General features: G+C 73.7%; 29 protein-coding genes and 1 riboswitch. Of the genes, 13 read left to right on the forward strand and 16 right to left on the reverse strand.

The genetic code is table 11. From position 1 onward, the window contains the following. The first annotated feature begins 9 nt into the window (after positions 1-9). The gene (locus tag ACZ66Z_RS17925) at positions 10-1,263 is read left to right on the forward strand and encodes a maleylpyruvate isomerase N-terminal domain-containing protein (RefSeq protein ID WP_469934942.1); all 1,254 of its coding nucleotides are present in this window, start codon (positions 10-12) and stop codon (positions 1,261-1,263) included. A 55-nt stretch (positions 1,264-1,318) separates the two neighbouring features. On the opposite strand, the gene ACZ66Z_RS17930 is transcribed toward ACZ66Z_RS17925, so the two are convergent. The 8 genes from ACZ66Z_RS17930 to bioB form a co-directional block, all read right to left on the reverse strand. Continuing rightward, positions 1,319-2,338: a hemolysin family protein gene (locus ACZ66Z_RS17930; protein WP_469934944.1), complete on the reverse strand. Its 1,020-nt coding sequence runs from the start codon at positions 2,336-2,338 to the stop codon at positions 1,319-1,321. After that, positions 2,335-3,684 (reverse strand): hemolysin family protein, encoded by a 1,350-nt coding sequence (locus tag ACZ66Z_RS17935; protein ID WP_469934946.1) that lies wholly within the window; start codon positions 3,682-3,684, stop codon positions 2,335-2,337. The genes ACZ66Z_RS17930 and ACZ66Z_RS17935 overlap by 4 nt, the downstream gene beginning before the upstream one ends. A gap of 186 nt (positions 3,685-3,870) precedes the next feature. Beyond that, a complete protein-coding gene (locus ACZ66Z_RS17940) occupies positions 3,871-4,308 on the reverse strand; it encodes a GNAT family N-acetyltransferase (protein WP_469934948.1) in 438 nt (145 codons plus the stop codon). Positions 4,309-4,465: 157 nt separating this feature from the next. Continuing rightward, on the reverse strand, positions 4,466-5,128 hold the full coding sequence (locus tag ACZ66Z_RS17945) for a class I SAM-dependent methyltransferase (protein ID WP_469934950.1): 663 nt from the start codon (positions 5,126-5,128) through the stop codon (positions 4,466-4,468). 11 nt (positions 5,129-5,139) lie between these two features. Further along, on the reverse strand, positions 5,140-5,484 hold the full coding sequence (locus ACZ66Z_RS17950) for a VOC family protein (RefSeq protein WP_469935262.1): 345 nt from the start codon (positions 5,482-5,484) through the stop codon (positions 5,140-5,142). 13 nt (positions 5,485-5,497) lie between these two features. After that, positions 5,498-6,229 carry a dethiobiotin synthase gene (bioD, locus tag ACZ66Z_RS17955; RefSeq protein ID WP_469934952.1) on the reverse strand — a complete coding sequence of 244 codons (732 nt, stop codon included), beginning with the start codon at positions 6,227-6,229 and terminating at the stop codon, positions 5,498-5,500. A 60-nt stretch (positions 6,230-6,289) separates the two neighbouring features. After that, positions 6,290-7,588 (reverse strand): adenosylmethionine--8-amino-7-oxononanoate transaminase, encoded by a 1,299-nt coding sequence (locus ACZ66Z_RS17960; RefSeq protein ID WP_469934954.1) that lies wholly within the window; start codon positions 7,586-7,588, stop codon positions 6,290-6,292. Then, the gene (gene bioB, locus ACZ66Z_RS17965; RefSeq protein WP_469934956.1) at positions 7,581-8,831 is read right to left on the reverse strand and encodes a biotin synthase BioB; all 1,251 of its coding nucleotides are present in this window, start codon (positions 8,829-8,831) and stop codon (positions 7,581-7,583) included. The genes ACZ66Z_RS17960 and bioB overlap by 8 nt, the downstream gene beginning before the upstream one ends. Before the next feature lie 143 nt (positions 8,832-8,974). Between bioB and ACZ66Z_RS17970 the strand changes: the two genes are divergently transcribed. Continuing rightward, positions 8,975-10,177: an 8-amino-7-oxononanoate synthase gene (locus tag ACZ66Z_RS17970; RefSeq protein WP_469934958.1), complete on the forward strand. Its 1,203-nt coding sequence runs from the start codon at positions 8,975-8,977 to the stop codon at positions 10,175-10,177. A 170-nt stretch (positions 10,178-10,347) separates the two neighbouring features. Continuing rightward, positions 10,348-10,785: an ATP-binding protein gene (locus ACZ66Z_RS17975; RefSeq protein WP_469934960.1), complete on the forward strand. Its 438-nt coding sequence runs from the start codon at positions 10,348-10,350 to the stop codon at positions 10,783-10,785. Positions 10,786-10,930: 145 nt separating this feature from the next. On the opposite strand, the gene ACZ66Z_RS17980 is transcribed toward ACZ66Z_RS17975, so the two are convergent. The 3 genes from ACZ66Z_RS17980 to ACZ66Z_RS17990 form a co-directional block, all read right to left on the reverse strand. Next, positions 10,931-11,407, reverse strand: coding sequence for a C40 family peptidase (locus ACZ66Z_RS17980; RefSeq protein ID WP_469934962.1), 477 nt, complete (start codon positions 11,405-11,407; stop codon positions 10,931-10,933). Positions 11,408-11,410: 3 nt separating this feature from the next. Continuing rightward, positions 11,411-11,532: riboswitch (cyclic di-AMP (ydaO/yuaA leader) on the reverse strand. 400 nt (positions 11,533-11,932) lie between these two features. Continuing rightward, entirely contained in the window at positions 11,933-12,238 is a 306-nt protein-coding gene (locus ACZ66Z_RS17985; protein ID WP_469934964.1) for a hypothetical protein, read from the reverse strand. A gap of 7 nt (positions 12,239-12,245) precedes the next feature. Then, the gene (locus ACZ66Z_RS17990; protein ID WP_469934966.1) at positions 12,246-12,863 is read right to left on the reverse strand and encodes an ATP-dependent Clp protease proteolytic subunit; all 618 of its coding nucleotides are present in this window, start codon (positions 12,861-12,863) and stop codon (positions 12,246-12,248) included. A 63-nt stretch (positions 12,864-12,926) separates the two neighbouring features. On the opposite strand from ACZ66Z_RS17990, the gene ACZ66Z_RS17995 reads away from it, so the two are divergent. Further along, positions 12,927-13,205 carry a type II toxin-antitoxin system Phd/YefM family antitoxin gene (locus tag ACZ66Z_RS17995; RefSeq protein ID WP_469934968.1) on the forward strand — a complete coding sequence of 93 codons (279 nt, stop codon included), beginning with the start codon at positions 12,927-12,929 and terminating at the stop codon, positions 13,203-13,205. 73 nt (positions 13,206-13,278) lie between these two features. On the opposite strand, the gene ACZ66Z_RS18000 is transcribed toward ACZ66Z_RS17995, so the two are convergent. Continuing rightward, positions 13,279-14,277, reverse strand: coding sequence for an ABC transporter permease (locus ACZ66Z_RS18000; RefSeq protein WP_469934970.1), 999 nt, complete (start codon positions 14,275-14,277; stop codon positions 13,279-13,281). Positions 14,278-14,380: 103 nt separating this feature from the next. Between ACZ66Z_RS18000 and ACZ66Z_RS18005 the strand changes: the two genes are divergently transcribed. The 8 genes from ACZ66Z_RS18005 to ACZ66Z_RS18040 all read left to right on the forward strand — a co-directional run bounded on the left by ACZ66Z_RS18005 (position 14,381) and on the right by ACZ66Z_RS18040 (position 21,405). After that, complete coding sequence (locus ACZ66Z_RS18005; RefSeq protein WP_469934972.1) at positions 14,381-15,013, forward strand: TetR/AcrR family transcriptional regulator; 633 nt, start codon at positions 14,381-14,383, stop codon at positions 15,011-15,013. Positions 15,014-15,175: 162 nt separating this feature from the next. Beyond that, complete coding sequence (locus ACZ66Z_RS18010; RefSeq protein WP_041128049.1) at positions 15,176-15,478, forward strand: urease subunit gamma; 303 nt, start codon at positions 15,176-15,178, stop codon at positions 15,476-15,478. A gap of 12 nt (positions 15,479-15,490) precedes the next feature. Continuing rightward, on the forward strand, positions 15,491-15,832 hold the full coding sequence (locus ACZ66Z_RS18015; RefSeq protein ID WP_469934974.1) for an urease subunit beta: 342 nt from the start codon (positions 15,491-15,493) through the stop codon (positions 15,830-15,832). Beyond that, positions 15,825-17,546, forward strand: coding sequence for an urease subunit alpha (locus ACZ66Z_RS18020; protein WP_469934976.1), 1,722 nt, complete (start codon positions 15,825-15,827; stop codon positions 17,544-17,546). Before ACZ66Z_RS18015 ends, ACZ66Z_RS18020 begins: the two co-directional genes overlap by 8 nt. Continuing rightward, a complete protein-coding gene (locus ACZ66Z_RS18025) occupies positions 17,546-18,211 on the forward strand; it encodes an urease accessory protein UreF (RefSeq protein ID WP_469934978.1) in 666 nt (221 codons plus the stop codon). Before ACZ66Z_RS18020 ends, ACZ66Z_RS18025 begins: the two co-directional genes overlap by 1 nt. Positions 18,212-18,251: 40 nt before the next feature. Next, on the forward strand, positions 18,252-18,944 hold the full coding sequence (gene ureG / locus ACZ66Z_RS18030) for an urease accessory protein UreG (RefSeq protein ID WP_469934980.1): 693 nt from the start codon (positions 18,252-18,254) through the stop codon (positions 18,942-18,944). Then, on the forward strand, positions 18,941-19,684 hold the full coding sequence (locus tag ACZ66Z_RS18035) for an urease accessory protein UreD (RefSeq protein WP_469935263.1): 744 nt from the start codon (positions 18,941-18,943) through the stop codon (positions 19,682-19,684). The genes ureG and ACZ66Z_RS18035 overlap by 4 nt, the downstream gene beginning before the upstream one ends. A 143-nt stretch (positions 19,685-19,827) precedes the next feature. Then, positions 19,828-21,405 (forward strand): alpha/beta hydrolase, encoded by a 1,578-nt coding sequence (locus ACZ66Z_RS18040; RefSeq protein ID WP_469934982.1) that lies wholly within the window; start codon positions 19,828-19,830, stop codon positions 21,403-21,405. A gap of 52 nt (positions 21,406-21,457) precedes the next feature. On the opposite strand, the gene ACZ66Z_RS18045 is transcribed toward ACZ66Z_RS18040, so the two are convergent. Continuing rightward, a complete protein-coding gene (locus ACZ66Z_RS18045; RefSeq protein ID WP_469934984.1) occupies positions 21,458-22,495 on the reverse strand; it encodes an NAD-dependent epimerase/dehydratase family protein in 1,038 nt (345 codons plus the stop codon). A gap of 85 nt (positions 22,496-22,580) precedes the next feature. Next, entirely contained in the window at positions 22,581-23,279 is a 699-nt protein-coding gene (locus tag ACZ66Z_RS18050) for a lysophospholipid acyltransferase family protein (protein WP_469935264.1), read from the reverse strand. Between the two features lie 78 nt (positions 23,280-23,357). On the opposite strand from ACZ66Z_RS18050, the gene ACZ66Z_RS18055 reads away from it, so the two are divergent. Further along, positions 23,358-24,350 (forward strand): DUF3048 domain-containing protein, encoded by a 993-nt coding sequence (locus tag ACZ66Z_RS18055; protein WP_469934986.1) that lies wholly within the window; start codon positions 23,358-23,360, stop codon positions 24,348-24,350. Positions 24,351-24,363: 13 nt separating this feature from the next. On the opposite strand, the gene ACZ66Z_RS18060 is transcribed toward ACZ66Z_RS18055, so the two are convergent. Further along, positions 24,364-24,564, reverse strand: a complete 201-nt coding sequence (locus ACZ66Z_RS18060) for a hypothetical protein (RefSeq protein ID WP_469934988.1) — start codon at positions 24,562-24,564, stop codon at positions 24,364-24,366. A 243-nt stretch (positions 24,565-24,807) separates the two neighbouring features. Beyond that, positions 24,808-25,758: a cytochrome c oxidase assembly protein gene (locus ACZ66Z_RS18065; RefSeq protein WP_469934990.1), complete on the reverse strand. Its 951-nt coding sequence runs from the start codon at positions 25,756-25,758 to the stop codon at positions 24,808-24,810. Positions 25,759-25,764 lie beyond the last annotated feature (6 nt).

The raw sequence follows: 25,764 nt of genomic DNA on the forward strand, positions 1-25,764 counted from the left end.
GGAAATCCGATGAGCGACGCGCTGCTGAGCGCCCTGGCCGAGTCCCTGGCCGAGCTGGTGACGGCGGTCGGGACCTCCGACGACGAGGTCCTCGACCCCGACACGGCCGTGAAGTGGTTGGAGGACACGGGGCACACCCTGAGCGCGCTCGGCCCCGCCGACCGCCGCACCCTCGAGGGGCTGTTCCGCGAGACCGCGCTGCGGCGCCCGGAGGGACCCCGCCGCGAGGCGCTGCTCCGTCTCCCGGAGCAGCTCGGCGCCTACGAGCGCCTCCGGCCGACTACGCCGACCGCGCCGACCGCGCCGACCGCGCCGATCCGGTCCCTCGCTGCCGCCCGGTCGTCGGCGGTCGCGACCGCCCGGCCGACCGGGACCGCCTCGCCGACCGGGACCGTCTCGTCGACCCTGACCGCCGGCATCCCCGCGCCGACCCGGCCCGCCGCCCCCGCCGCCGTTCCGTCGGCCGATGACCCGGCCGGCGTCTGCGACGCCGTCGCCGAGCGCGTGCTGCGCTTCGCCGCCCTCGTGCGCGAGGCCGATCCCACCGTCCCGGTCCCCTCGTGCCCCGGCTGGACCCTCGCGGACCTGACCCGGCACCTCGGCGCGGTCCACCGCTGGGCCGGTCACCTGGTGCGCACCCGGGCCGCCGTCCGCGTCCGCGTGAGGGACCTGCCCCTCGACCCGCCGTCGGACCCGGCCGCGTACGCCGACTGGCTGACCGAGGAGGCCGACAGGGCGCTCACGACTCTGCGCACGGCCGAGCCCGGCCTCCCGGTCTGGTCGCCCGGAGCGGACCCGCACGCCCGGTACTACCCGCGCCGGCTGCTCTCCGAGGCGGTCGTCCACCTCGCCGACGCCGAGCTCGCCCTCGGCGGAGCCGCGGAGCCGATCGACCCCCGCACCGCCGCCCGGGCGATCGACCACTTCCTCGCCGACGCTCCGTACATCCCCTGGATCGCCGAACCGCTCGCCCACCTCGACCGGGACGGCGCCGTCCTCCGCCTCGCCGCCCGCGACACCGGCGACGCCTGGACCCTCGTCCTCGGCGGAGGCGGCTTCACCTGGAGCCGGGCGAGCCGGGCGAGCCGGGAGGACCGGGCCGGTCGGGAGGGCGGCGGTGCGGAGCCGACCGCCTCCGTCGCGGCGGACACCGGGGAGCTGCTGCTCCTCCTCCACCGCCGCTACGGCGCCGACGACCCGCGCTTCGGCCACACCGGCGACCGGGACCTCCTCGACGACTGGCTCGCCGCCACCGCGTACTGACACGCCGAGGGGCCCCGGGAAACGAATCCCGGGGCCCCTCGGGCTCCGAGGCCGGTCACGGCGCCGCGGGGCGCCCCACCAGCTCGCGCAGCACGTCCTCCATCGTCACCAGGCCGGCCGGCTTGCCGTCCTCGTCGAGCACGGCCGCCAGGTGCGTCCGGCTGCGGCGCATCGCGGTGAGGACGTCGTCCAGCGGCGTCGCCGCCCGGACGCGGGCGATCGGCCGCAGCGCCGTCACCGGGAACGGCAGGTCGCGCGGGGTGACGTCCAGGGCGTCCTTGACGTGCAGGTAGCCCAGGATGCTGCGCTCGGAGTCGAGGACCGGGAAGCGGGAGTACCCGGTCCGCGCCGCCAGCGCCTCCAGTTCCTCCGGAGTGGTGCCGACCTGTGCGTACACCACCTTCTCCGCCGGCATGACGACGTCCCGCACGGGACGCCGGCCCAGCTCCAGGGCGTCGTGCAGCCGCTCGGCGGCCCGGTCGTCCAGGAGGCCCGCGTCGCCCGCGTCGGTGACCATCCGGGCCAGCTCGTCGTCCGAGAAGGTCGCGGAGACCTCGTCCTTGGCGTCCACCCGCAGCAGCTTGAGCAGCGCGTTGGCGAAGGCGTTGATCGCGAAGATCACCGGCCGCAGCGCCCGCGCGAGCGTCACCAGGGGCGGCCCGAGCAGCAGCGCGGAGCGCGTCGGTTCGGCGAGCGCGATGTTCTTCGGCACCATCTCGCCGAGCAGCATGTGCAGGTACGTCGCCAGGGCCAGCGCGATCGCGAACGAGATCGTGGCGGCCACGCCGTGCGGCACGCCGACCGCGTCGAAGACCGGTTCGAGGAGGTGTTCGATGGCGGGCTCGGCGACGATGCCGAGGACCAGGGTGCAGAGGGTGATGCCGAGCTGCGCCGCCGCGAGCATCGCGGAGACGTGCTCCAGGCCCCAGACGACGCTGCGCGCCCGCCGGTTCCCGGAGTCGGCCAGGGGCTCGATCTGGCTGCGGCGGACCGAGATCAGGGCGAACTCGGCGCCGACGAAGAAGGCGTTGACGACCAGGGTGAGCAGGCCGATCAGCAGCTGGATGGCGATCATCGGCCGGCCTCCCCGGACTCGTCCGCGTCGTGCGGGGCGGCGGGCGCGGGGGCGTGCAGCAGCACGCGCGCGGCGCGCCGGCCCGAGGCGTCGACGACGTCGAGGCGCCAGCCGGCCAGCTCCACGCGGTCGCCGGAGGCGGGGATGCGGCCCAGCTCCGTCGCGAGGACGCCCGCGAGCGTCTCGTACGGGCCGTCCGGCACGCGCAGGCCGATCGTGGCCAGCTGGTCCGTACGGGCGGCGCCGTCGGCCGACCACAGCTCGCGCCCGTCCGCGTCCTCGCCCGCCCGGACCAGGTCCGGCGTCTCGTGCGGGTCGTGCTCGTCGCGCACCTCGCCGACGACCTCCTCGACGATGTCCTCCAGGGTGACGACCCCGGCCGTGCCGCCGTACTCGTCGATGACGACGGCCATCGTCTGCCTGCCCGCCAGGCGGTCCAGGAGCCGGTCCACGGTGAGCGTCTCGGGGACGAGCAGCGGCTCGCGCAGCATCTCGCCGATCCCGCGGCGGGGCCGCTCCCCGGCCGGTATCGCGAGGACGTCCTTGATGTGGGCGATGCCGACGACCGCGTCGAGGCTGCCCCGGTAGACGGGGAAGCGGGACAGGCCGGTCGCGCGGGTCGCGTTGGCGACGTCCTCGGCGGTGGCCTGCACCTCCAGGGCGGTGACCTGCACGCGGGGCGTCATCACGTTCTCCGCGGTCAGTTCCGCCAGGTTGAGGGTGCGGACGAACAGCTCGGCCGTGTCCGCCTCCAGGGCGCCCTGCTTCGCGGAGTGCCGGGCGAGCGCCACCAGCTCCTGCGGGGAGCGGGCGGAGGCAAGCTCCTCGGTCGGCTCCATGCCGAGGCGGCGCAGGATCCGGTTCGCGGTGTTGTTGAGGTGGCTGATCAGCGGCTTGAAGGCGGCCGTGAACACGCGCTGCGGGGTGGCCACCACCTTCGCGACGGCGAGCGGCGAGGAGATCGCCCAGTTCTTGGGGACCAGCTCGCCGACGACCATCAGGACGACGGTCGACAGGGCGGTGCCCAGGACGAGGGCGACCGAGGAGGCCACGGACGGCGAGAGGCCGAGCGCCTCGACGGGACCGCGGATCAGCTTGGCGATCGAGGGCTCGGAGAGCATGCCGACGACCAGGTTGGTCACGGTGATGCCCAGTTGCGCGCCGGAGAGCTGGAAGGTGAGGGAACGGACGGCCTTGAGCGCGCCCGCTGCCCCCCGCTCGCCGCGCTCCACGGCGCTTTCGAGCTCGCCGCGCTCGACCGTGGTCAGCGAGAACTCGGCCGCGACGAACGCGCCGCACGCGAGCGCGAGCAGGAGCGCCACCACGAGCAGAAGCACTTCGGTCATCGGTTCACCTCCGTCCCATGATCAGTCAGGGGAAGGGGGATCGCTCGATGTCGGCTGTCGGAACCAGTGCCACTGGGGGGCTCGCCCATGGGCGGACGCTCACACCTTTCGGTCGGGGGACGGGAGGACACCATGGTAAAGGATCGGCAAAGCGGGGTGGTGATCACCCCGGTGTCCCTCCGGTGGTCACCTTGTACCCCGGACCGCGAGCGGCTTCACCCAGCGGCGCCAACGTTCTTCGCGCCGGTACCCGGCGGCCGTCCAGAGGGCCCGGCCCGTCTCGTTCGCCTCCAGGACCATGGCGTCCGCACGCCGTCCGCCGAGCGCGCGGAACCTCTCCTCGGCCGCGCGCAGCAGCGCGGTGGAGATGCCGCGGCGGCGGTACGGGGGCAGGACGGCGAGCCGGTAGAGGGAGGCCCGCCAGCCGTCCCAGCCGGCGATCACGGAGCCGACGACCACCCCGTCGGCGAGGGCGAGGATCAGGGCGTCGGGGTCGCGCTCCACCAGCCGGGTCACCCCGTCCGCGTCGTCCGAGACGGACGTGCCCTCGGCCGCCTCCTTCCAGAAGGCCAGGACGGCCTCGACGTCGTCGGGAGCGGCCGGACGTATCTGCAGATCGATCATGGCCGGATCCCATCACGCGGGGCGGGGACGCCGCCAGGCATTACCCCCGGGCGGCGCCGCAGGACACCGTCACGGGACGTCCGCCACCGGACACCGCCCCAGGACACCGCCCCAGGACGTCCGGCACAGGCCGTCCGCCACAGGACACCGCCGGGCGTCATCGCCGGGCCGTGCCCAGGACGCAGGGGGAGGACGGCAGCCGCGGGCCCTGCTCCGGGACGTCGAAGGAGCGGTACGAGACGAGGTCGAACCCGGCCGCCCCGATCGCCGCGAGCGGGGTGCGGGAGGTGTGGCAGCCGCCGAAGAGCAGCGGCCAGACCGTCCGGTCGAGGCCCCGCTGCACCCGCGCGAGCCCGGGCGTGTCCGCCGCCCCGTGCTCGAAGAACCGCAGCTCGCCGCCGGGACGCAGGACCCGGCGCAGCTCGGCGAGGACCCGCGGCACGTCCCGTACGGTGCACAGCACCAGCGAGGCCACCGCCGCGTCGAAGGAGCCGTCCGCCCCCGGCACCGCCTCGGCCGTTCCCGGCAGCACGGTCACCGGGACGGCCGCCCGGCGCGCGGCCTCCTCGGCGAGCCGGCGCAGATGCGGCTCCGGCTCGACGGCGACGACCTCGGTGACCCCGTCGGGGTAGTGCGCGAAGTTCAGGCCGTTGCCCGCCCCGATCTCGACGACCCGACCGGAGAGCCCGGCGAGCAGCTCCGTCCGCAGGGCGCCGAGCCCGCCCCGCGCGTCGGCCGACGCGCTGAACCGGGCGTAGAAGCGGGCGAACAGCGGATGACGGACGCGAGGGGCCCGGGGCGCCGGGCGGTGCGGAGTCACCTGAGCCGCCCTCAGCCCGTCACGAAGCAGAACTCGTTGCCCTCCGGGTCCCGCATGACCTGGAAGGACCCCTGCTCGTCGGTGACGATCCCGCCGACCGCGACCGCCCCGAGCGGCACCGCCTCCCCGGCCGCCCGCGCCGGATCCGCCACCTCCAGGTCGAGGTGGACCCGGTTCTTCACGGCCTTGCCTTCCGGCACCCGCTGGAAGGCGATCCGTACGAACTCCGGCGGATCCACGTACGACCAGTCGGCGCTCCGGTCGACGGGCTCGCCGCCGAGGAGCCCGGCCCAGAAGCGGACCAGCGCCGCCGGAGCGGCGCAGTCGAAGACGATCTCCTGAACGTGTGCGCGCATGCGGTCCATGCGGTCAGCGTACGGAGAGCGGGGCGGCGTGCGCCTCCGCGAACGCCTCCGCGTCCCACGCGCCGCCGAGCTCCGGCCCCAGCCAGCCGCCCGCGGCCGCCCGGAACCCCGCCGGGTCGAGCGCGCCCGAACCCTCCGGCACCGCCCCGAGCAGCGGAGCGTCCGCGGCCTCCGGCAGGTCCGCGAGGTTGCAGCGCGCCGCGAGGTCCGGCGCGGCCGGCCAGCTGCCGACGACCACGCCGAGCTGCTCGATCCCGCGGGCCCGCAGCGCCTCGGCCGTCAGGGTCGTCGAGTTGAGCGTCCCCAGACCGGCCGGCACCACCACCAGGACCGGCGCGCCGAGCAGCGCGGCTGCGTCGGCGAGCGTGCCGCCCTCCTCGTCGAAGCGGACGAGGAGCCCGCCGGCGCCCTCCACGAGCACCAGGTCGTGCTCCTCGGCCAGCTTCCGGGCGGCCTCGGCGACCTCCCGGGGCCCGATCGGGGCGAGTCCGGCCCGCCGGGCGGCCGTCCCGGGGGCCAGCGGCTCCGGGAAGCGGCCCAGCTCGGCGGAGGCACGTGCGCCCGAGAGCCGCACGACCTCGTCCGCGTCGCCCCGCTCGTCCGGGCCGACGCCGGTCTGAGCGGGCTTCAGGACGGCGACGGACCTTCCCGCGGCGGTGGCGACGGCGGCGACCGCCGCGGTGACCACGGTCTTGCCGATCTCCGTGCCGGTGCCGCTGATGACGATGATGCCCATGGGGCTGTCCTTTCTTGCCGGTGTGCGGGCGCGGGCGCCTTCGGCGCCCGCGCCGGGGGATCAGCCTGCTGCCGCCGCCGCCCTCACCGCCGTGCAGATGCGGGCCAGGTCCTCGTCGCCCGTCACGTACGGCGGCATCGTGTAGATCAGGTCGCGGAACGGGCGCAGCCACACGCCCTCCCGGACCGCCGCGCGCGTCGCCGCCGCCATGTCGACCTCGTGGTCGAGCTGGACGACGCCGATCGCGCCGAGCACCCGCACGTCGCGGACGCCCGGGAGGCCGGCCGCCGGGGCGAGCCCGTCCCGCAGGCCCGCCTCGATCCGCTTGACCTCGACCTGCCAGTCCTGGGAGAGCAGCAGGTCGATCGAGGCGAGGGCGACCGCCGAGGCGAGGGGGTTCCCCATGAAGGTCGGCCCGTGCGCCAGGACCGGGACCTCGCCGCGCGAGATCCCGTCGGCGACGCGGCTCGTGCAGAGCGTCGCCGCCATCGACAGATAGCCGCCGGTCAGCGCCTTGCCCACGCACATCACATCGGGGGAGACCCCGGCCCGGTCGGCGGCGAACAGCGTGCCCGTGCGCCCGAACCCGGTCGCGATCTCGTCGAAGACGAGCAGCACGTCGTGCGCGTCGCAGGCCTCGCGCAGCACCCGCAGGTACGCCGGGTCGTGGAAGCGCATGCCGCCCGCGCCCTGCACGACCGGCTCCACGACCACCGCGGCCAGCTCGTGCGCGTGCTCGGCGATCCGGGTCCGCAGCAGTTCCGCGTACGACTCCTCGTACGCGGCCGGCGGCGCGTCCGTGAACACCTGCCGCTGGAGCACCCCCGACCACAGCTCGTGCATCCCGCCCTGCGGGTCGCACACGGACATCGGCTGCCAGGTGTCCCCGTGGTAGCCGCCGCGCCAGGTGAGGAGCCGCTGCTTCTCGGGACGGCCCAGGGAACGCCAGTACTGCAGGCACATCTTGACCGCGACCTCGACGGAGACCGAGCCGGAGTCGCTGAGGAAGACGTGCCGCAGCGGCTCCGGGGTGATCTCCACGAGCCGGGCGGCCAGCCGGACGGCCGGCTCGTGGGTGAGCCCGCCGAACATGACGTGGCTCATCTTCTCCAGCTGGCCGCGCACCGCCTCGTTGAGCACGGGGTGGTTGTAGCCGTGGACCGCCGACCACCACGAGGACATGCCGTCGACCAACTCGGCCCGCCCCTCGACGGGTTCGGCGAGCCGGAGCCGCACGCCGGACGCGGACGCGACGACCAGCGGCTCCGCCCGGCCCGGCATGGGGCCGTACGGATGCCAGACGTGCGCCCGGTCCAGGGCGAGGAGCTCGTCGGTGCCGAGGAGCTCGCCGTCACGCATTCGGCGCGAGGTCCGTGCCGGCGCCCCGGCGGCGCACGGCCACCAGGTCGGTGCGGGCCTCGTCGGCGGTGCGGGCCGCCGCCGGGGCGGGCGCCGCGTGGCCGCCGCAGGGACCGCAGCCGCCGCCCTCCTCCGCGTGCCCGCCGCAGCCCGCGCCGTCCGCGGAGGCCTCCGAGCCGCAGCCCGCCGGGGCCTTCGAGCCGCAGCCGCCCGTCACGCCCGCCGCCGCGAGCGCGTCCGCGCGGTGCTTCGGCAGGGTGGTCGTGCCCGCGCCCTCCACCTCGAAGCCCGCGTCCGCGATCATGTCCAGGTCGGCCTGGCCGGCCTGGCCCTCGCTGGTCAGGTAGTCGCCGAGGAAGATCGAGTTCGCGATGTTCAGCGCCAGCGGCTGCATCGACCGCAGGTGCACCTCGCGGCCGCCGGCGATCCGCACCTCGACGTCGGGGCAGACGAACCGGACCATCGCGAGGATCCGCAGGCAGCGCTGCGGGGTGAGGTTCCACTCCTTGGCGAGCGGGGTGCCCTCGAACGGGATCAGGAAGTTGACCGGCACCGAGTCCGAGTCCAGCTCGCGCAGCGCGTAGACGACGTCGACCAGGTCCTCGTCGCTCTCGCCCATGCCCGCGATCAGACCCGAGCAGGCCGACAGGCCGGCGGCGTGCGCCTTCTGCACGGTGTCCACGCGGTCCGCGTAGGTGTGGGTCTTGGTGATGTCCCCGTACGTCGCCTCGGACGTGTTCAGGTTGTGGTTGTACGCGTCGGCACCGGCCTCCCGCAGCCGCTCCGCCTGGCCGTCCGAGAGCAGGCCGAGGCAGGCGCACACCTCGACGCCCTCGTTCTGCTCCTTGATCGCCTCGATCGTCTTCCCGACGCGCTCCACGTCCCGGTCCGTCGGACCGCGGCCGCTGGCCACCAGGCAGACCCGCTTGGCGCCGCCCGCGACGCCCGCCGCGGCGGCCTGCGAGGCCTCGTCCGGCTTCAGCCAGGTGTACTTGAGGATCTCCGCCTTCGAGCCGAGCCGCTGCGAGCAGTACGAGCAGTCCTCGGGACAGAGACCGGACTTCAGGTTGACCAGGTAGTTCAGCTTCACCCGGCGCCCGAACCACTGACGGCGCACCTTGCCGGCCGCCGCCACCACATCGAGCAGTTCGTCGTCGGAGGTCGCCAGCACGGCGAGCGCTTCTTCACGGGTCGGCAGCTCGCGCCGCAGCCCCTTCTCCACCAGCGTGTTCAGCAGGTCCATAACCGCAGATCCTTGCCTACCGCCCGCCCCCGGGCCAAGGAGGAACCGAACAAACGCCTCCGATCGAGGTGTGTGGATGACCACATCCCGACCTCGGCATCCTGCGGTTAGGGTCTGTGCGCTGCCTACAAAAGGATCGCCGCATGCCACGGGACGAGGACGCACGCGCCGCGGGCGCCGACGACGCACGGGCCGCGGGCCCGCGCAGCACCGCCTTCGACTGGACCGACGCCGAGGCGCGCCGCCGGGCCGAGGCCGGTCTCGTCCGGACGCTGCGGCCCCGGGCTGCCGAGTCGGACCTGTTGGACCTGGCGGGCAACGACTACCTCGGCCTCACCCGCCGTGCCGAGGTCACCGGGGCGGCGGCCGAGGCGGCCAGGCGCTGGGGCGCCGGCTCCACCGGCTCGCGGCTCGTCACCGGCACCACCCGGCTGCACACCCGCCTGGAGCGCGAACTCGCCGACTTCTGCGGCTTCGAGGCGGCCCTCGTCTTCTCCTCCGGCTACACCGCGAACCTCGCCGCGCTCACCGCGCTCGGCGGCCGGGACTCCCTGATCGTCTCCGACGCCTCCAACCACGCCTCGATCGTGGACGGCTGCCGCCTCGCGCGCGCCGAGACCGCCGTCGTCCCGCACGCCGACGCCGAGGCCGTCGCCAAGATTTTGGACGCCCACCCGGGCCGCCGGGCCCTGGTCGTCAGCGACTCCGTCTTCTCCGTCGACGGCGACAAGGCCCCGCTGTCCGGGCTCGCCGCGGCCTGCCGCGCGCACGGCGCCGGACTGGTCGTCGACGACGCCCACGGCTTCGGCGTCCTCGGCGACGGCGGCCGGGGCGCCCTGCACGAGGCCGGGCTCGCGGGCGACGAGGACGTCGTCGCCACCCTCACCCTCTCCAAGTCCCTCGGCAGCCAGGGCGGCGCCGTCCTCGGCCCGGCCCGGGTGATCGAGCACCTGGTGAACGCGGCCCGCACCTTCATCTTCGACACCGGGCTCGCCCCGGCCGCCGCGGGCGGAGCGCTCGCGAGCCTGCGCCTGATCGCGGCCGAACCGGGCCTCGCCGCGCGGGCCCGCTCCGTCGCCGCCACGCTGCACCGGCTGCTCACGGAGGCCGGGCTCACCTCCGCCCGGCCCGACGCGGCCGTCGTCTCGGTCCACGCGCCCTCCCCGGAGGCGGCGCTGCGCTGGGCGGCGGACTGCCGCGGACAGGGCCTCGCGGTCGGCTGCTTCCGGCCCCCGTCCGTCCCCGACGGCATCTCGCGGCTGCGCCTCACGGCCCGGGCCGATCTGACGGACGCGGAGATCGGGCGCGCGGTGGAGACGGTCCTGCGGACCGCACCGTCGGCCTGACGTCCCGTCGGGAGGTCCAAGGGCGTTCTCCGGCAGCAGAGTTCACCGCTTCGGGCGACAGATGGGGACATATCTTGGTGGAACGCCTGCCGGGGCGGCACGATCGGTGGGACCCTGACGCGGAGCGCGATCCGGGGCCGGAGCCCCGGCGGGAAAGGGACAGCGTCGCCATGGCAGACCACCAGGAAGCATCCGTCACGCTGCCGAGCGATCCCGCGTCGGTCCCCACCGCCCGGCGGTACGTCGCGGAGGTCCTCGGCGGATGGGGCCTCGACGGTGCCGACGACCTGGCGGACTCGATCCGCCTGATGGTCTCGGAACTGGCCACCAACGCCGTCCTGCACACCTTCGGGCAGTCGCCCGTCTTCACGGTCGACATCCGCCTGGAGCGCGAGGAGCGCCTCCACATCGGCGTCACCGACAGCCACCCGCGCTGGCCGCGCCGCCTCCCGGCGGCGGTCCAGCAGGACAACGGCCGGGGCATGGTCATCATCCGCTCCCTGGCGGCGGAGGCGGGCGGCCGGCTCTCGGTCACGCCGACCGAGGAGGGCGGCAAGACCGTCTGGATCACCCTTCCGTGGACCCAGAAGGCCGCCTCGTACGTCTAGGGGTGCCCTGTCGCCCCGAAGACGGGCCCGGGGATCCCGGCGCGGGGGTGCGGCGGCGCCACCGCACTCCCGGGGCGGGGTCACGGGCCTGCCGGGGCCTCACGGGCCTGCCGGGGCCCGAGACCGGGTCAGTGCCCGGCGGGCGTCATCGGACGCGGCCGTAAAGGACCTTCGACGACCAGATCTTGTCGAGCTTCACCCAGGACCCCGTCTTGGGCGAGTGCCAGATCCTGCCGCTGCCGGCGTAGATGCCCACGTGGTACACCCTCCCGCCGGAGTGGAAGAAGACCAGGTCCCCCTTCTGCCTGCTGGACGCGGAGACGTGCCGGGTCTTGTTGTACTGCTGCTGCGCGGTGCGGGGCAGCGACTTGCCCGCCTTCTTGTACGCGTAGAGCGTCAGACCGGAGCAGTCGAACCGGCTGGGTCCGGCGCTCCCGTACCGGTAGGGGGCTCCCTTCTTGGACGCGGCGACGCTCAGTGCCTTGTTCGCGTAGGTGGTCGCCGCCTGGGCCTCGGGTGCCGCACCCGGTGCGAGCATCGTGCCGCCGACGGCGGCGAGGGTGAGAGCCGAGACGGCTCCGGCCCGGGACAGCAGGGACGGGACGTGCATCTGCGCAGTCATGCGCAACCCTTCGTCAGCCGCCTGCGAAGGATGACCTGTCGGGTTCGGACCGGCGAAGACGCCCGGCCGCTACTGCGGCTTCACCCCAAGGGACGGCCCCGCTGCGGAGACAGCGCGTACGTCCCGTACTGCTCGGGTCCTCCACTCCTGCCGATCCACTCCTGTCGACCAGACGTCCGGGACGGCGGCAGGACTCGGCGTCCGCCCGGACCGCCCCGCCTCGGATGGCGGGGGCTTGTCGTCGACAGGGATCTTGACCCACACCCGGGGTGAAATCCGAGTCGAAACGGCCATATGTGAGGCTCCTCACGACTGATCCATTCGGGTGGACAGTCAGCTTTCGTGATCGCCGGAGGTTTGGCCCACGGGCCCCGCACCAGCGACGGAACGTCCCATTCCGCCAGATGCGTACACCTGTTGTGCAACTCACCCCGCACATATGTCGACTCATCGACTACGCCGAACGAGGGAGCGATCCTGCGCCCCCTGTCGGCCGTACGGACCTCGACACGACATGCCGGAATGTCAACTCGCCCGTGCGCGGGGGACCGTGACGCGGTCGGCGCGGCGCTCGCCGTCCAACACCCGCAGGGCGCGCGCCAGGGTGTCCGCGTGCACCTCGCTCTCGCCCCGCGCGTGCATGACCGTCAGGGCTTCGCGCAGCGCCTCCGCGCGTCCCACCAGGGCCTGCGCCGCCCGTAGCGCCCCGTAGGTGTGCGTGCCCCTGGACGGGTTGATCCTCCCCAGGAGATCGACGACTTCGAGGTACGCGTCGATCAACTCGCCCTCGGCCCGCGTCAGTGCGGGAAGCGGCGGCAGCTCGGGCACCACGGCCGGCTCACCGCGTCGCGCCGGCGTCGCGCCGGCTCGTGACCACGTGGTCCACCAGCCCGTACGCGACGGCCGCGGGCGCGTCCAGGACGGTGGGGCGGTCGAGGTCGGCGTCGATCCGCTCCCGGCTCTGCCCGGTGTACTCGGTGAGCATCCCGGCCGTCAGGGCGCGCAGCCGGAGCAGCTCGCGCGCGTGGATGTCGAGATCGCTCGGCTGCCCCCGGAGGGGTTCGTCCATGGCCGGCTGCCGGAGGGTGATCCGCGCGCCGGGGAGGACGTGCCGCTTGCCGGGGGTGCCGGCGGCGAGCAGGACGGCGGCGGTGGACGCCGCCTGGCCCAGGCAGGTGGTCCCCACGTCGCAGTGGAGCGTCCGCATCGTGTCGTGGATGGCGGTCATGGCGCTGATCGAGCCGCCGGGGGAGTTGATGTAGAGCGCGACGTCCTGGCCGGGGGCCGCGTGATCGAGGTGCAGGAGCTGGGCGATGACGTCGTTGGCGGAGATCTCGTCGACGGCCGTGCCGAGGAAGACGATCCGGGATTCGAGGAGCTTCGCGTACGGGTCGAGGGTCCGGGTTCCGAAGCTCGTCCGCTCCGTGAACTCGGGCAGGACATGACGGGCGTCCATGGCTGAGCACCTCCAGCTGTCTGTGAAAAATGTACAGGACGTACAGGTCGTAAGATGGGGAGCATGACCTACGAGATCCCGGTGACGCAAGCGCGGGCCGAGCTGGCCGACCTCATCAACCGCGTCGTCTACGGAGGGGAGCGCGTGGTCGTCACCCGCCACGGGAAGCCGCTCGTCGCCCTGGTCTCCGCCGCTGACCTGGAAGAACTCGAAGCGGCGGAGAAACCGGCCGACGAGCAGGTGGTCAGCTCGCTCTCCGGACTGCACCCGGTCGACTCCGCTCCCGGCGAACAGCACCGCTTCGGCATCGCCGCCCACCACCGCGAGCCCGGAGCCCCCTGACCCGCGCACACGGAAAAGCCGCGCACCCCCGTCCGCTACGGCGGGGGTGCGCGGCCGTCTTCGGCGGTGGGCCTCAGCCCACCGGCACCGGAGCCTGCGTCGGCGCGGGAACGGCTTCCGCCCGGCTGCGCCGCGCGCCGAACGCGACCACGGCCAGTCCGGCCACGGCCCAGAGGGAGAGGACGAGCAGCGGGCGGCCCGCCGCCGCGCCGTCGAAGGCGGAGACCGACCGGAGGGCCGAGCCCCCGGCGCCCGGCGGCAGCCACTGGCCGAGCGCGCCCACCCCGGTGGGCAGCAGCTCCGGCGCGCTCGACATCCCCGAGAAGGCGTTGCCGAGAAGGATCGTCAGGGCGGCGCCGAGCCCGAAGCCCGGCTTGCCGAGCAGGGTGGCGAGCCCCGCGAAGGCCGAGCCGATGGCCAGGACGGTCAGGCCGATGACCCCGGCCTCGGCCCACCAGTCGCCGGTCAGCGCGCCGAGCCAGCTGTCGGCGAGCGCCGCGACCACGAGCCCGGCGAACGCCGCCGCGCCCACCAGGGTCCCGACCGCCCGGGCCCCGCGCAGCCCGAACAGGACGGTGGCGGCCCCCGCGGCCGCCCCGACGAGGGCGAGGGGCAGCAGGCTCGCGCCGAGCACGGCACCGCGCGGGTCGCCCGCCGGTGCGGCGACCACGTCCGTGACCCGGACGTGCGCCCCCGCCGGGGCCTGCGCGGTCACGGCCTCGCGCAGCAGTCCGGCCACGACGGGGCTCGCCGCCGAGGCGGTGAGGAGTTCCGTACCGCTCGGGGTGACGACCACCGCGCCGTACACGTCGCGGTCCTCGATCGCGGCCCGCGCGGCGCCGGCGTCCGCGTAGCGGTGGACCTCGAAGGCCCCCTCGTGCCGTCCGAGCCCCCGCTCGACCGCGTCGGCCGCGGCGGCGGGTCCCGCCACCCCGACGGGCAGGTCGCGAGGGGCGATGCGCGCGGCGGGCCAGGCGAAGACCGAGAGGGCGAGGGCGGCGACGACCGGTATCAGCACGAGTACGGCGAGGGTTCTGCGTCCGGTGGCCGACGGGGCGGGAGCGGCGGGCATGGCGGTCTCGATTCAAAGCGAAGGATCGTTCGTTTTGCGTGGGCCCAGCGTGCGCCGCCGTTCGGAAGTTGTCAAGAACGAATATTCGTTTTAGGTTCGGCCCATGGCACGCGTCTCCCAGGAACACCTCGACGCCCGCCGCCGTCAGATCCTCGACGGCGCCGCGCGCTGCTTCGCCCGCAACGGCTTCCACGCCACGTCCATGCAGGACGTGCTCGCCGAGGTGGGCCTGTCCGCAGGAGCGGTCTACCGCTACTTCCGCGGCAAGGAGGAGCTGATCGGGGCCATCGCGACCGAGGCCTTCGACGGCATCAGGAGCGCCTTCGAGGAGGCGTCCCGCACCACGCCGCCGCCCACTCCCGACGTCCTCCTCGGCGCGGTGCTCCGGCTCTTCCTGGAGGAGCGGGTCGAAGGCGCGGACCGGCAGGCCTTCGCGCGGCTGATCATCCAGGTGTGGACCGAGACCCTGCGCAACGAGAAGCTGGCCGCGACCCTCTCCGAGGGCTACGGCGGGATGCGGACCGCCTGGACGGGGCTGGTGGCCGCCTACCGCGAGGGCGGCCTCCTGCATGCCGACGTCCCCGCCGACCACGTGGCCCGCACCCTCATCGCCACCGCCCAGGGGTTCATCGCCCAACAGGCGCTCTTCGGTGACGTGGACGTGGAGGTCCTGGAGGACGGGCTGCGTGGCCTGATGTCGATGTCCGTGCCCGGGAATCCCGAATCGACTCGATGATCATAAAAACGCAAAGTCGGGGTTAACGAGCCGGAAAAACTTCCGCCCTAATGTGCAATGTCTGGCCGCGCACCGCATCTCCGCAGTTCAACAGAGTGTTGACGGTCGGTAGGGTCCGCAGCTGTCCGGATCGGATCCGGTCGACGACTGTGAGGTGGAAGAGTGCAACTGAGCCCGCACGAGCAGGAACGCCTGCTCATCCATGTGGCGGCCGATGTGGCCGAGAAGCGTCGGGCCCGGGGCGTACGGCTCAACCACCCCGAGGCCGTCGCGCTGATCACCTCCCACATCCTGGAAGGAGCCCGGGACGGCCGGACGGTCGCCGAGCTGATGGCCTCCGGACGCAAGGTGCTCACCCGCGACGAGGTCATGGACGGCATCCCGGAGATGATCCACGACGTCCAGGTCGAGGCCACCTTCCCGGACGGCACCAAGCTCGTCACCGTCCACGACCCCATCATCTGAGGGCGGCCGTCGATGATCCCCGGAGAGATCCTGTACGCGGACGGACCCGTCGCCCTCAACGAGGGGCGTCCCGTCACCCGCCTCACCGTGCTCAACGCCGCCGACCGGCCCGTCCAGGTCGGCTCCCACTACCACTTCGCCGAGGTCAACCCCGGCCTCGACTTCGACCGCGCCGCCGCCCGGGGGCGGCGGCTGCACATCGCCGCCGGGACCGCCGTCCGCTTCGAACCCGGCATCCCCGTCGAGGTCGAACTGGTCCCGATCGCCGGCCGCAGGATCGTGCCCGGCCTGCGCGGCGAGACCGCCGGCCCCCTCGACGCCCCCGCACACGACAAGGACGGCGACCGTGCCTGACCTCCACCGCGCCGTCTACGCCGACCTGTTCGGCCCCACCACCGGCGACCGCGTGCGCCTCGCCGACACCGACCTCCTCGTCGAGATCGAGGAGGACCGCTGCGGCGGCCCGGGCCGGGCCGGCGAGGAAGCCGTCTTCGGCGGCGGCAAGGTCGTCCGCGAATCCATGGGTCAGGCCCGCACCACCCGCGCCGAGGGCGCCCCCGACACCGTCGTCACCGGCGCCGTCGTCATCGACCACTGGGGCGTCGTCAAGGCGGACATCGGCATCCGGGACGGCCGGATCACCGCCCTCGGCAAGGCCGGCAACCCCGACACCATGGACGGCGTCCACCCCGACCTCGTCATCGGCCCCGAGACCGAGATCATCGTCGGCAACGGCCGCATCGTCACCGCGGGCGCCGTCGACACCCACGTCCACTTCATCTCGCCGACCGTCGTCGAGCAGGCCCTCGCCACCGGCGTCACCACCCTCGTGGGCGGCGGCACCGGCCCGGCCGAGGGCACCAAGGCGACCACGATCACGCCCGGCCCCTGGCACATGGCCCGGATGTTCGAGGCGCTGGACACCTTCCCCGTCAACATCGGCCTGCTCGGCAAGGGCAACACCATGTCCCGGGAGGCGATGCACTCCCAGCTGCGCGGCGGCGCCCTCGGCTTCAAGATCCACGAGGACTGGGGCGCCACCCCCGCCGTCATCGACGCCTGTCTGGGCGTGTGCGAGGAGACCGGCGCCCAGCTCGCCATCCACACCGACACCCTGAACGAGGCGGGCTTCGTCGGCGACACCCTCGCCGCCATCGCAGGCCGCACGATCCACGCGTACCACACCGAGGGCGCGGGCGGCGGGCACGCCCCCGACATCATCACCGTCGTCTCCGAGCCGTACGTCCTGCCCAGCTCGACCAACCCGACCCGGCCGCACACCGTCAACACCATCGAGGAACACCTCGACATGCTGATGGTCTGCCACCACCTCAACCCGGCCGTCCCCGAGGACCTCGCCTTCGCCGAGTCCCGCATCCGGCCCTCCACCATCGCCGCCGAGGACGTCCTCCACGACCTGGGGGCCATCTCGATCATCTCGTCCGACTCCCAGGCCATGGGGCGGATCGGCGAGGTGATCATGCGGACCTGGCAGACCGCCCACGTCATGAAGAAGCGCCGCGGCGCCCTGCCCGGCGACGGCCGCGCCGACAACCACCGCGCCCGCCGTTACGTCGCCAAGTACACGATCAACCCGGCCGTCGCCCAGGGCATGGACCACCTCATCGGCTCCGTCGAGCCCGGCAAGCTCGCCGACCTCGTCCTCTGGGAGCCCGCCTTCTTCGGCGTCAAGCCGCTGATGGTCGTCAAGGGCGGCCAGGTCGCGTACGCGCAGATGGGCGACGCCAACGCCTCCATCCCCACGCCGCAGCCCGTGCTGCCCCGCCCGATGTTCGGCGCGCTCGGCCGGGCCGCCGCGGCCGGTTCGGTCAACTTCGTCGCCCAAGCGGCGATCGAGGACGACCTGCCCCGGAGGCTCGGGCTGCACAAGGAGTTCACCGCGATCGGCTCCACCCGACGGGTGACCAAGGCCGACATGCGCGAGAACGACGCCCTGCCCCGGGTCGAGGTCGACGCCGACACCTTCACCGTACGCATCGACGGCGAGGTGGTCGAACCCGAACCGGCCGCCGAACTGCCCATGGCCCAGCGCTACTTCCTCTTCTGATGACACTCTCCGCTCTGCTCGTGCTCGCCGACGGGCGCTTCCCCGCCGGCGGGCACGCCCACTCCGGCGGCGCCGAGGCCGCGGTCAAGGCGGGCCGCATCAAGGACGCCGCCGACCTGGAGTCCTTCTGCCGGGGCCGCCTGCACACCACGGGCCTCACCGCGGCCGCGCTCGCCGCCGCGGCCGCGCACGGACTCGACCCGTACGAGCTCGACGCGGCGGCCGACGCCCGCACGCCCTCACCGGCCCTGCGCGCCACCGCCCGCAGACTCGGCCGCCAGCTGATGCGGGCCGCCCGCGCCACCTGGCCGAGCCCCGAACTCGACGCGCTGGCAGCCGCGTTCCCGCGCGGCGCCCACCAGCCCGTCGTCCTCGGCACCGCCGCGCGGGCCGCCGGGCTCGGCCCCGAGGAGGCGGCGCACTGCGTCGCGTACGAGACGGTCGGCGGCCCGGCGACCGCGGCCGTCCGCCTCCTCAGCCTCGACCCCTACCAGGCCACCGCCGTCCTCGCCCGCCTCACCCCCGAGATGGACCGGGTGGCCGAGCGCGCCGCCGAAGCCGCCCGGCAGGGCGTCGTCGACGCCCTGCCCGCCGCCTCCGCGCCGCTGCTCGACCTCACCGCCGAACAGCACGCGGCCTGGCCCGTCCGCCTCTTCGCGTCCTGAGCACCACCTCGCACGCACCTCGAACACCCGGGAGCCCGCCATGCACCTCGACCACGACCACACCCACCACGGGGCCGTCTCCGCCGACGCCCACCGCCCCGACGGCACCCGCCGCGCCCTGCGCATCGGACTCGGCGGACCGGTCGGCTCCGGCAAGACCGCCACCGTCGCCGCGCTCTGCCGGGAACTGCGCGACACCCTCTCCCTCGCGGTCGTCACCAACGACATCTACACCCGCGAGGACGCCGAGTTCCTGCTCCGCGAGGCCGTGCTGCCGCCCGAGCGGATCGCCGCCGTCGAGACCGGCGCCTGCCCGCACACCGCCATCCGCGACGACATCTCCGCCAACCTCGAAGCCGTCGAGGACCTGGAGGCCGCGTTTTCCTCAAAGGGGGTCGGCCCCCTCGACCTCGTCCTCGTCGAGTCCGGCGGCGACAACCTCACCGCCACCTTCTCCAAGGGCCTCGTCGACGCCCAGATCTTCGTCATCGACGTGGCCGGCGGCGACGACATCCCCCGCAAGGGCGGGCCCGGCGTCACCACCGCCGACCTCCTCGTGATCAACAAGACCGACCTCGCCCCGTACGTCGGATCCGACCTGGAGCGGATGGCCCGCGACGCCGAGGAGCAGCGCGGCGACCTGCCCGTCGCCCTCACCTCCCTGCGCGGCGAGAACGGCGTCGCGCCCGTCGCCGACTGGGTCCGGGCGCAGCTCGCGGCGTGGACCGCGTGAGCCTGCGCGCCACCGCCCGGATCACCGCCGACGCCGACGGCGGACTGCCGCTCCTGGTGAGCGACGGCCCCCTCGCGCTGCGCCGCACCCGGGCCGCCGGACCGCACGCCAGGGTCACCGTCGTCGGCGCGATGAGCGCCCCGCTCGGCGGTGACCGGCTCGCGATCGAGACCGAGGTACGGGACGGGGCCAGGCTCCTGGTCGACTCGGCCGCCGCCACCCTCGCCCTGCCCGGCCGGAGCACCGACCCCGCCGCGTACGACGTGCGGATCGCCGTCGGCGACGGGGCGGAGCTCCGCTGGCTGCCCGAGCAGCTCGTCTCCGCCGCCGGCTCGCACCTGCGGATGCGCACCACCGTCGACCTCGCGCCCACGGCGCGGCTCGTCCTCCGGGAGGAACAGGTACTCGGCCGCCACGGCGAACCGCCCGGCACCCTCGTCACCCGCCTCACGGTCCGCCGCGCCGGCCGCCCCCTGTTCGACCAGGAGCTGGCCTTCGGCCCCGGCGCGCCCGGCGGCTGGGACGGCGGCGCGGTCCTCGGTGGCCACCGCGCCACCGGCCAACTCCTCGTCGTCGAACCGGCGTTCGCCGAGAAACCGGTGGAGGCGCGGTTGTACGGGGAGAACGCCGTGGTCAGCCCGCTCGCCGGCCCCGCCGCCCTCGTCACCGCCGTCGCCCCGGACGCGCTCGCGCTGCGCCGGCTCCTCGATGCGGCCTTGTCCGAACTCGCCCCGTTCTGACCCCTTCCCGAAGCCGTACCGCTCAGCGGTACACCACTCACCGGTTATTGGTTCGGCAAAGAAACACGTGTACGCCCTTACATCCCGAGCCCCAGGAACGAAAGGATCCCCCGGACACACAGACTCCTTCAGGGGGAGGACCATTGAGACGCACAGCAGTGCTCGGCTCCGCCGGCACTCTGATAGCGGGCACGCTCATGGCGACCGCGCTCGCCGCGCCGACGGCCGGTGCCGCCACCGGCCACGACCGTGACGACGAGGCGCGCGGCGCGGTCATCGCCGCCGCCCAGGCCGCCAAGACCGGCATCGACTGGCAGGACTGCCCGGCCGACTGGGGCCTCGCCAAGCCCATCCAGTGCGGCTGGGTCACCGTCCCGGTCGACTACGCCAAGCCCTACGGCAAGAAGATCAAGCTCGCCGTGGACCGCACGGTGTCCACCGGCACCGCCGCCGAGCGCCAGGGCGCGCTGCTCTACAACCCGGGCGGCCCCGGCGGTTCCGGCCTGCGCTTCCCGCGCCGGGTCACCACCAACAGCCCGCTCTGGGTGAACACCGCCAAGGCGTACGACTTCGTGGGCTTCGACCCGCGCGGCGTCGGCCACTCGGCGCCCATCTCCTGCGTCGACCCGACCGAGTTCGTCAAGGGCCCCAAGCTCGACCCGGTCCCGGACAGCGAGGCGGACAAGCTCGCCCAGCGCAAGCTGGCCGCCGAGTACGCCAAGGGCTGCGCCGAGAAGAGCGGCGCCATGCTGCCCTTCATGACGACGCGCAACACCGCCCGTGACCTCGACGTCATCCGGGCCGCGCTCGGCGAGAAGAAGCTCAACTTCATCGGCGTCTCCTACGGCACCTACCTGGGCGCCGTCTACGGCACGCTGTACCCGAACCACGTGCGTCGCATGATCGTCGACAGCGTGGTCAACCCGGCGAAGAGCAACATCTGGTACCAGGCCAACCTGGAGCAGGACATCGCCTTCGAGGGCCGCCTCAAGGACTGGATGACCTGGGTCGCCCAGAACGACGCCACCTACCACCTCGGCGACACCCTGGCGGAGGTCCAGCAGCAGTGGGTGACCCTGCGCGCCGCCGCCAAGAAGAACCCCCTGGGCGGCAAGGTCGGACCGGCCGAGCTCATCGGCTTCTTCCAGAGCGCCCCGTACTACGACTCCTCGTGGGTCCCGGTCGCGGAGGCCTGGAGCGCGTACGCCGCGGGTGACCCGCAGCCGCTCATCGACGGAGCCGCCGCGGACCTCACCGACACCGCCGGCAACATCTCCTCGGAGAACGGCAACGCCGTCTACACCGCCGTCGAGTGCGCCGACTCGCCCTGGCCGACGAACTGGAACAAGTGGGACCGGGACAACTCCCGCCTCCACGAGCAGTACCCGTTCATGACCTGGGCGAACGCCTGGATGAACCTGCCGTGCGCCACCTGGTCCGCCCCGCGGCAGAAGCCGACCGAGGTCAAGACCGGCAAGGGCCTGCCGCCGGTGCTCATCGTCCAGTCCGAGCGCGACGCGGCGACGCCGTACGTCGGCGCGGTCGAGCTGCACAAGCGCTTCAAGGGCTCGCGTCTCATCACCGAGAAGAACGCGGGTTCGCACGGCGTCACCGGTCTGGTGAACCCGTGCATCAACCCGAGGGTCGAGACGTACCTGCTCACCGGCAAGGTGGACAGCCGGGACGTGACGTGCGAGCCGCACGCCACGCCCAAGCCGTAGCACCCCGCACGGTGTGAAGGGAGGGGCGGCCGTCGGACGGCCGCCCCTCCCGTCATGCCCGGGACGCCAGCCAGGCGTCCTCCGCCGCGTAGGCGAAGAAGTCCACCCCGTACTTCGCGAGACCGGGGAAGGCCTCCCGCCACTCCCGCCCCTTCAGGTGCCCGGCCAGCCACTCGACCGTCTCCGGCAGCGACTCCGCGTACGACACCACCGGTCGGTACCCCAACTCCCGCCCCGCCGCCGTCATGTCGTAGACGACGGAGTGCGGCGCGGTCCACGGAGTGAGCCCCACGACCCCTTCCGGCGGCGCCCCCTCGACCAGCACCGTCTCGCTTTCCACGCCCAGGACGGCGTCGATCGCCGCGCCGATCTCCGCCACCGTCGGCGCCTCCGGGTCCGCGGCGTTCAGCACCCGGCTGCCGGGGGCCGCCGCCGCGAGCCGGATCAGTTCGGCCAGGTTGTCCACGTGCGCCGGATGGAACCGCGACGAACCGCCGTACGCCAGCACCCGCACCGGTCGCCCGTCGAGCGCCCGCTTCACGAACCACAGCTCGCGCGGCGACCGGCAGTGCGGGCCGTGGATCGCGCCCGCCCGCAGCAGCGTCGTCGGCAGCAGCTCCCCGGCCGCCGTCAGCGCCCGCTCCAGCGCGATCTTCCGCGTGCCGTACGTGCTGTCGTCCGGCGCGACCGTCGCCAGGGACTCCGGGATCGGCACCGGATAGCACGGGAAGCCGTCCGCCTCGTCCTGGGTGTCGAAACTGCGCCCCTCCTCGTCCTCGTACACCGCCCCGCTGGAGATCACCACCGCCGAGCCGATCCTGTCGGCGAGACCGATCAACTGCTCGGCGTGTCCCGAGCCGTACGCCACCACGTCCACCAGGACGTCGGCGCCCCCGCCGAGCGCCGACGCCAGCGCGCCCTCCTCGTCCCGGTCGAGCCGCACCGACCGCACCCCGTCCGGCCACCCTTCGTCCCCGGCGCCGCCCCGGGAGGCGGCCGTCACCTCCCAGCCGTCCGCGACGAGCGCCCGCACGGCCGCCCGCCCCACCTGTCCCGTCGCACCCAGCACGAACGCGTTTCCCTTGGTCATGCAGGGGACGCTACGGGCGCCCGGGGCCGTGGCCCAGGGGATTGCGCCGTGCGCGGATCCGCCCTCGGCGTTCCCCGCACGGGAACTATTCCGACGGTGCGTCACCACGCGGCCCGGCGGCCTTCACCACCGCCGCGTACTCGTCCACGTACTCCTGACCCGACAGGCGCAGGATCGCGTGCATGATCTCGTCCGTCACCGTCCGGACCGCGGTCCTCTCGTCCGCGGACCCGGCGAACCGGGAGAAGTCCAACGGCTCCCCGAACCGGATGGTGACCCGGCGGATCCTCGGCACGACCTTCCCCGGCGGCTGGATCTCGAAGGTCCCCACCATCGCGCACGGCACCACCGGGACCCCGGCGGTCAGCGCCATCACCGCCACCCCCACCTTGCCCTTGTAGAGCCGCCCGTCGTGCGAACGCGTCCCCTCCGGATAGATCCCGAGCAACTCGCCCCGGCCGAGGACGCCTAGGCCCTCCCGGATCGCCGCCCGGCCGGCCTCCTTCCCCGACCGGTCGACCGGGATCTGCCCGGCGGCCCGGAAGAAGGCCGCCGTCAGCCTGCCCTTGAGGCCGGGGCCCGTGAAGTACTCCTGCTTCGCGAGGAAGGTGATCCGCCGGTCCAGGACGGCCGGCATCAGGAAGTGGTCGGAGAAGGAGAGGTGATTGCCCGCGACGATCGCGGCCCCCTCCTCCGGGACGTGCTCGAGCCCCTCGATCCGCGGCCGGAACAGCAGCTTGAGGAGCGGCCCGAGCAGCACGTGCTTCATCAACCGGTAGAACACCCGCGACCCCCGTTCGTCGTCCGTCACGCCCGTTGTATCCCCGCACGGGCCCGTGGTCCACTGGTGGGGGAGCGTCACATGACAGACGAGCGCGGGGCCAGGCGCCCCGGCCGCGTCCTCACCGCGCTGCTGTGCGCGCTGACGGCGGCCGGGCTCTACGGCTGCTCCGACCCGGGCCGACCGCAGCCGAGCCCCACGCCGACGACCGCGCCCGCCACCGGTGTCTCGCCCCTCACCGGACTTCCCGCGAAGCCCGGCCCCGTCCTGGCCGTGAAGATCGACAACGTGCCGGCGGCCCGTCCCCACACCGGGCTCGGCGCCGCCGACCTCGTCTACGTCGAACAGGTCGAGGGCGGAGTCACCCGGCTCCTGGCCGTCTACTCCTCCCGCCTCCCCGACCTCACCGGCCCCGTCCGCAGCGCCCGCGAATCGGACATCGCCCTGCTCGCCGACCACGGCCGCCCGGTCCTCGCCTACTCCGGCGCCCAGTCCGCCCTCGACCCGCTCCTCCGGGCCGCGCCGCTCGACCTCGTCACGGAGAGCACCGCACCCGGGGCCTTCCTGCGCTCACCGGACCGACCCGCCCCGCACAACCTCTATCTGCGTCCCGGCCGGGCCCTCGCCGCCGCACCGAGGGCCGACGACGCCCGGGACATCGGCTTCCGCTTCGGTGCCGCCCCGCCCGGCGGCACCCCGGTCACCACCTCGACCGTCCGCTACCCGGCGGCCCGCTACGCCTTCACCTGGTCCGCCGCCGACCGCGCCTGGCACGTGGCCATGGACGGCCGGGAGGCCCGCGCCACCGACACGGGACCGCTCACCCCGGAGACGGTCGTCGTCCAGCACGTCACGATCCGCCCCTCCCGCTTCCACGACCGCTTCGGCTCGGTCTCCCCGTACAGCGAGACCATCGGCAGCGGCACCGCCCTCGTCCTGCGCGACGGGCGCGCCCACGAGGCCCGCTGGTCCCGCCCCTCCGCCGGTTCCGGCACCACCTTCACCACCCCGACCGGAGCGCCCCTGCCCTTCGCCCCGGGCCAGACCTGGATCGTCCTGGCCCCGCGCGCGTAGGGGGTTCCCTCGGTCAGGACGTGGTGCCCGGCGGGCGGGGCCCGGGCGACGGTGGTACGGAGCTGTCCGCCGCCGCCATCCCGATCGTCGCCACGACCAGGACCACCAGGCCGAACCAGAGCCAGCCGCTGCTGCCGAGCGCCACCGTGTAGGCCGTCGTCAGCACCAGCGCCGCGCAGGTGAGCACCGTCATCGTCTTCGTGGGACCGGACATGGGTCCGCCCTCCTCCCGACCGGGGCCGCGCAAGCCGTCCAGCCCATCGTGACCCCGCGAGAGGGGCGCGCGCTACTCCCCGGACGCTCCGGCGTGCGCCGGAACGCGGACCGGGCCCGGCGCCGGAAGCGGCACCGGGCCCGGAAGGGGGCCGTGGATCCGATGTCCCGGATCCAAGATCCAAGATCCAAGATCCAAGATCCAAGATCCAAGATCCAGGATTCGGGATCCCGGATCCCGACGTCAGCGACTCCGCGCCCGCAGCGACGCCAGATACGCGTTGTACGCCTCCAGCTCCTGGTCGCCGTCCCGGTCCGCCGCCCGGTCCTTGCGGACGGCCTGCCGCTGCTCGGAGTGGTACCACTGGTAGACCAGCGCGATCAGCACCAGCACGGACGGGATCTCGCTGAAGGCCCAGGCGATGCCGCCCGCGGCGTTCTGGTCGGCGAGGGCGTCGATGCCGAGCGAGGCCGGCGGGTTCTTGTACGCCTCCACCAGCGGCTCGGTCGCCATCATCATCGCGATGCCGAAGAACGCGTGGAACGGCATTCCCGCGAACAGCTCCAGCATCCGCATCACGTAACCGGGCCGGTGGGGGCCCGGGTCCACGCCCATGATCGGCCAGAAGAAGACCAGGCCCACCATCAGGAAGTGCACCATCATCCCGATGTGCCCGGCCTTCGACCCCATCAGGAAGTCGAAGAGCGGGGAGAAGTACAGCCCGTACAGGCTCGCGATGAACAGGGAGATGGTGAACGCCGGGTGCGTGATCACCCGCATGTATCGGCTGTGCAGCAGCTTCAGGAGCAGCTCGCGCGGCCCGGTGGAGCCCCGGCCCGCCACCGGCAGCGCCCGCAGCGCGAGGGTCACCGGCGCGCCGAGCAGCAGCAGGATCGGCGACAGCATGGAGATCACCATGTGCTGCACCATGTGCACGCTGAACATGACCATGCCGTAGTCGTTGAGCCCGGTGCACATCACCAGCGCGATCGTCAGCACGCCGACGGCGAAGAGCACCGTCCGGCTGATCGGCCACGCGTCGCCGCGCCGCCTCAGTCGCGCCACGCCCCAGCCGTACAGGCCGAGCGCCGCCAGGCATCCGACCAGGAAGAAGAGGTCCGGGGAGAACTCCAGGCCCCGCCCCAGCGTGAACGGCGGCAGATCCGTGGTCATGCCGTGCCCGCTGTGATCCATCCGTAC

It is taken from the genome of Streptomyces sp. NPDC107498 (genome assembly GCF_055582805.1).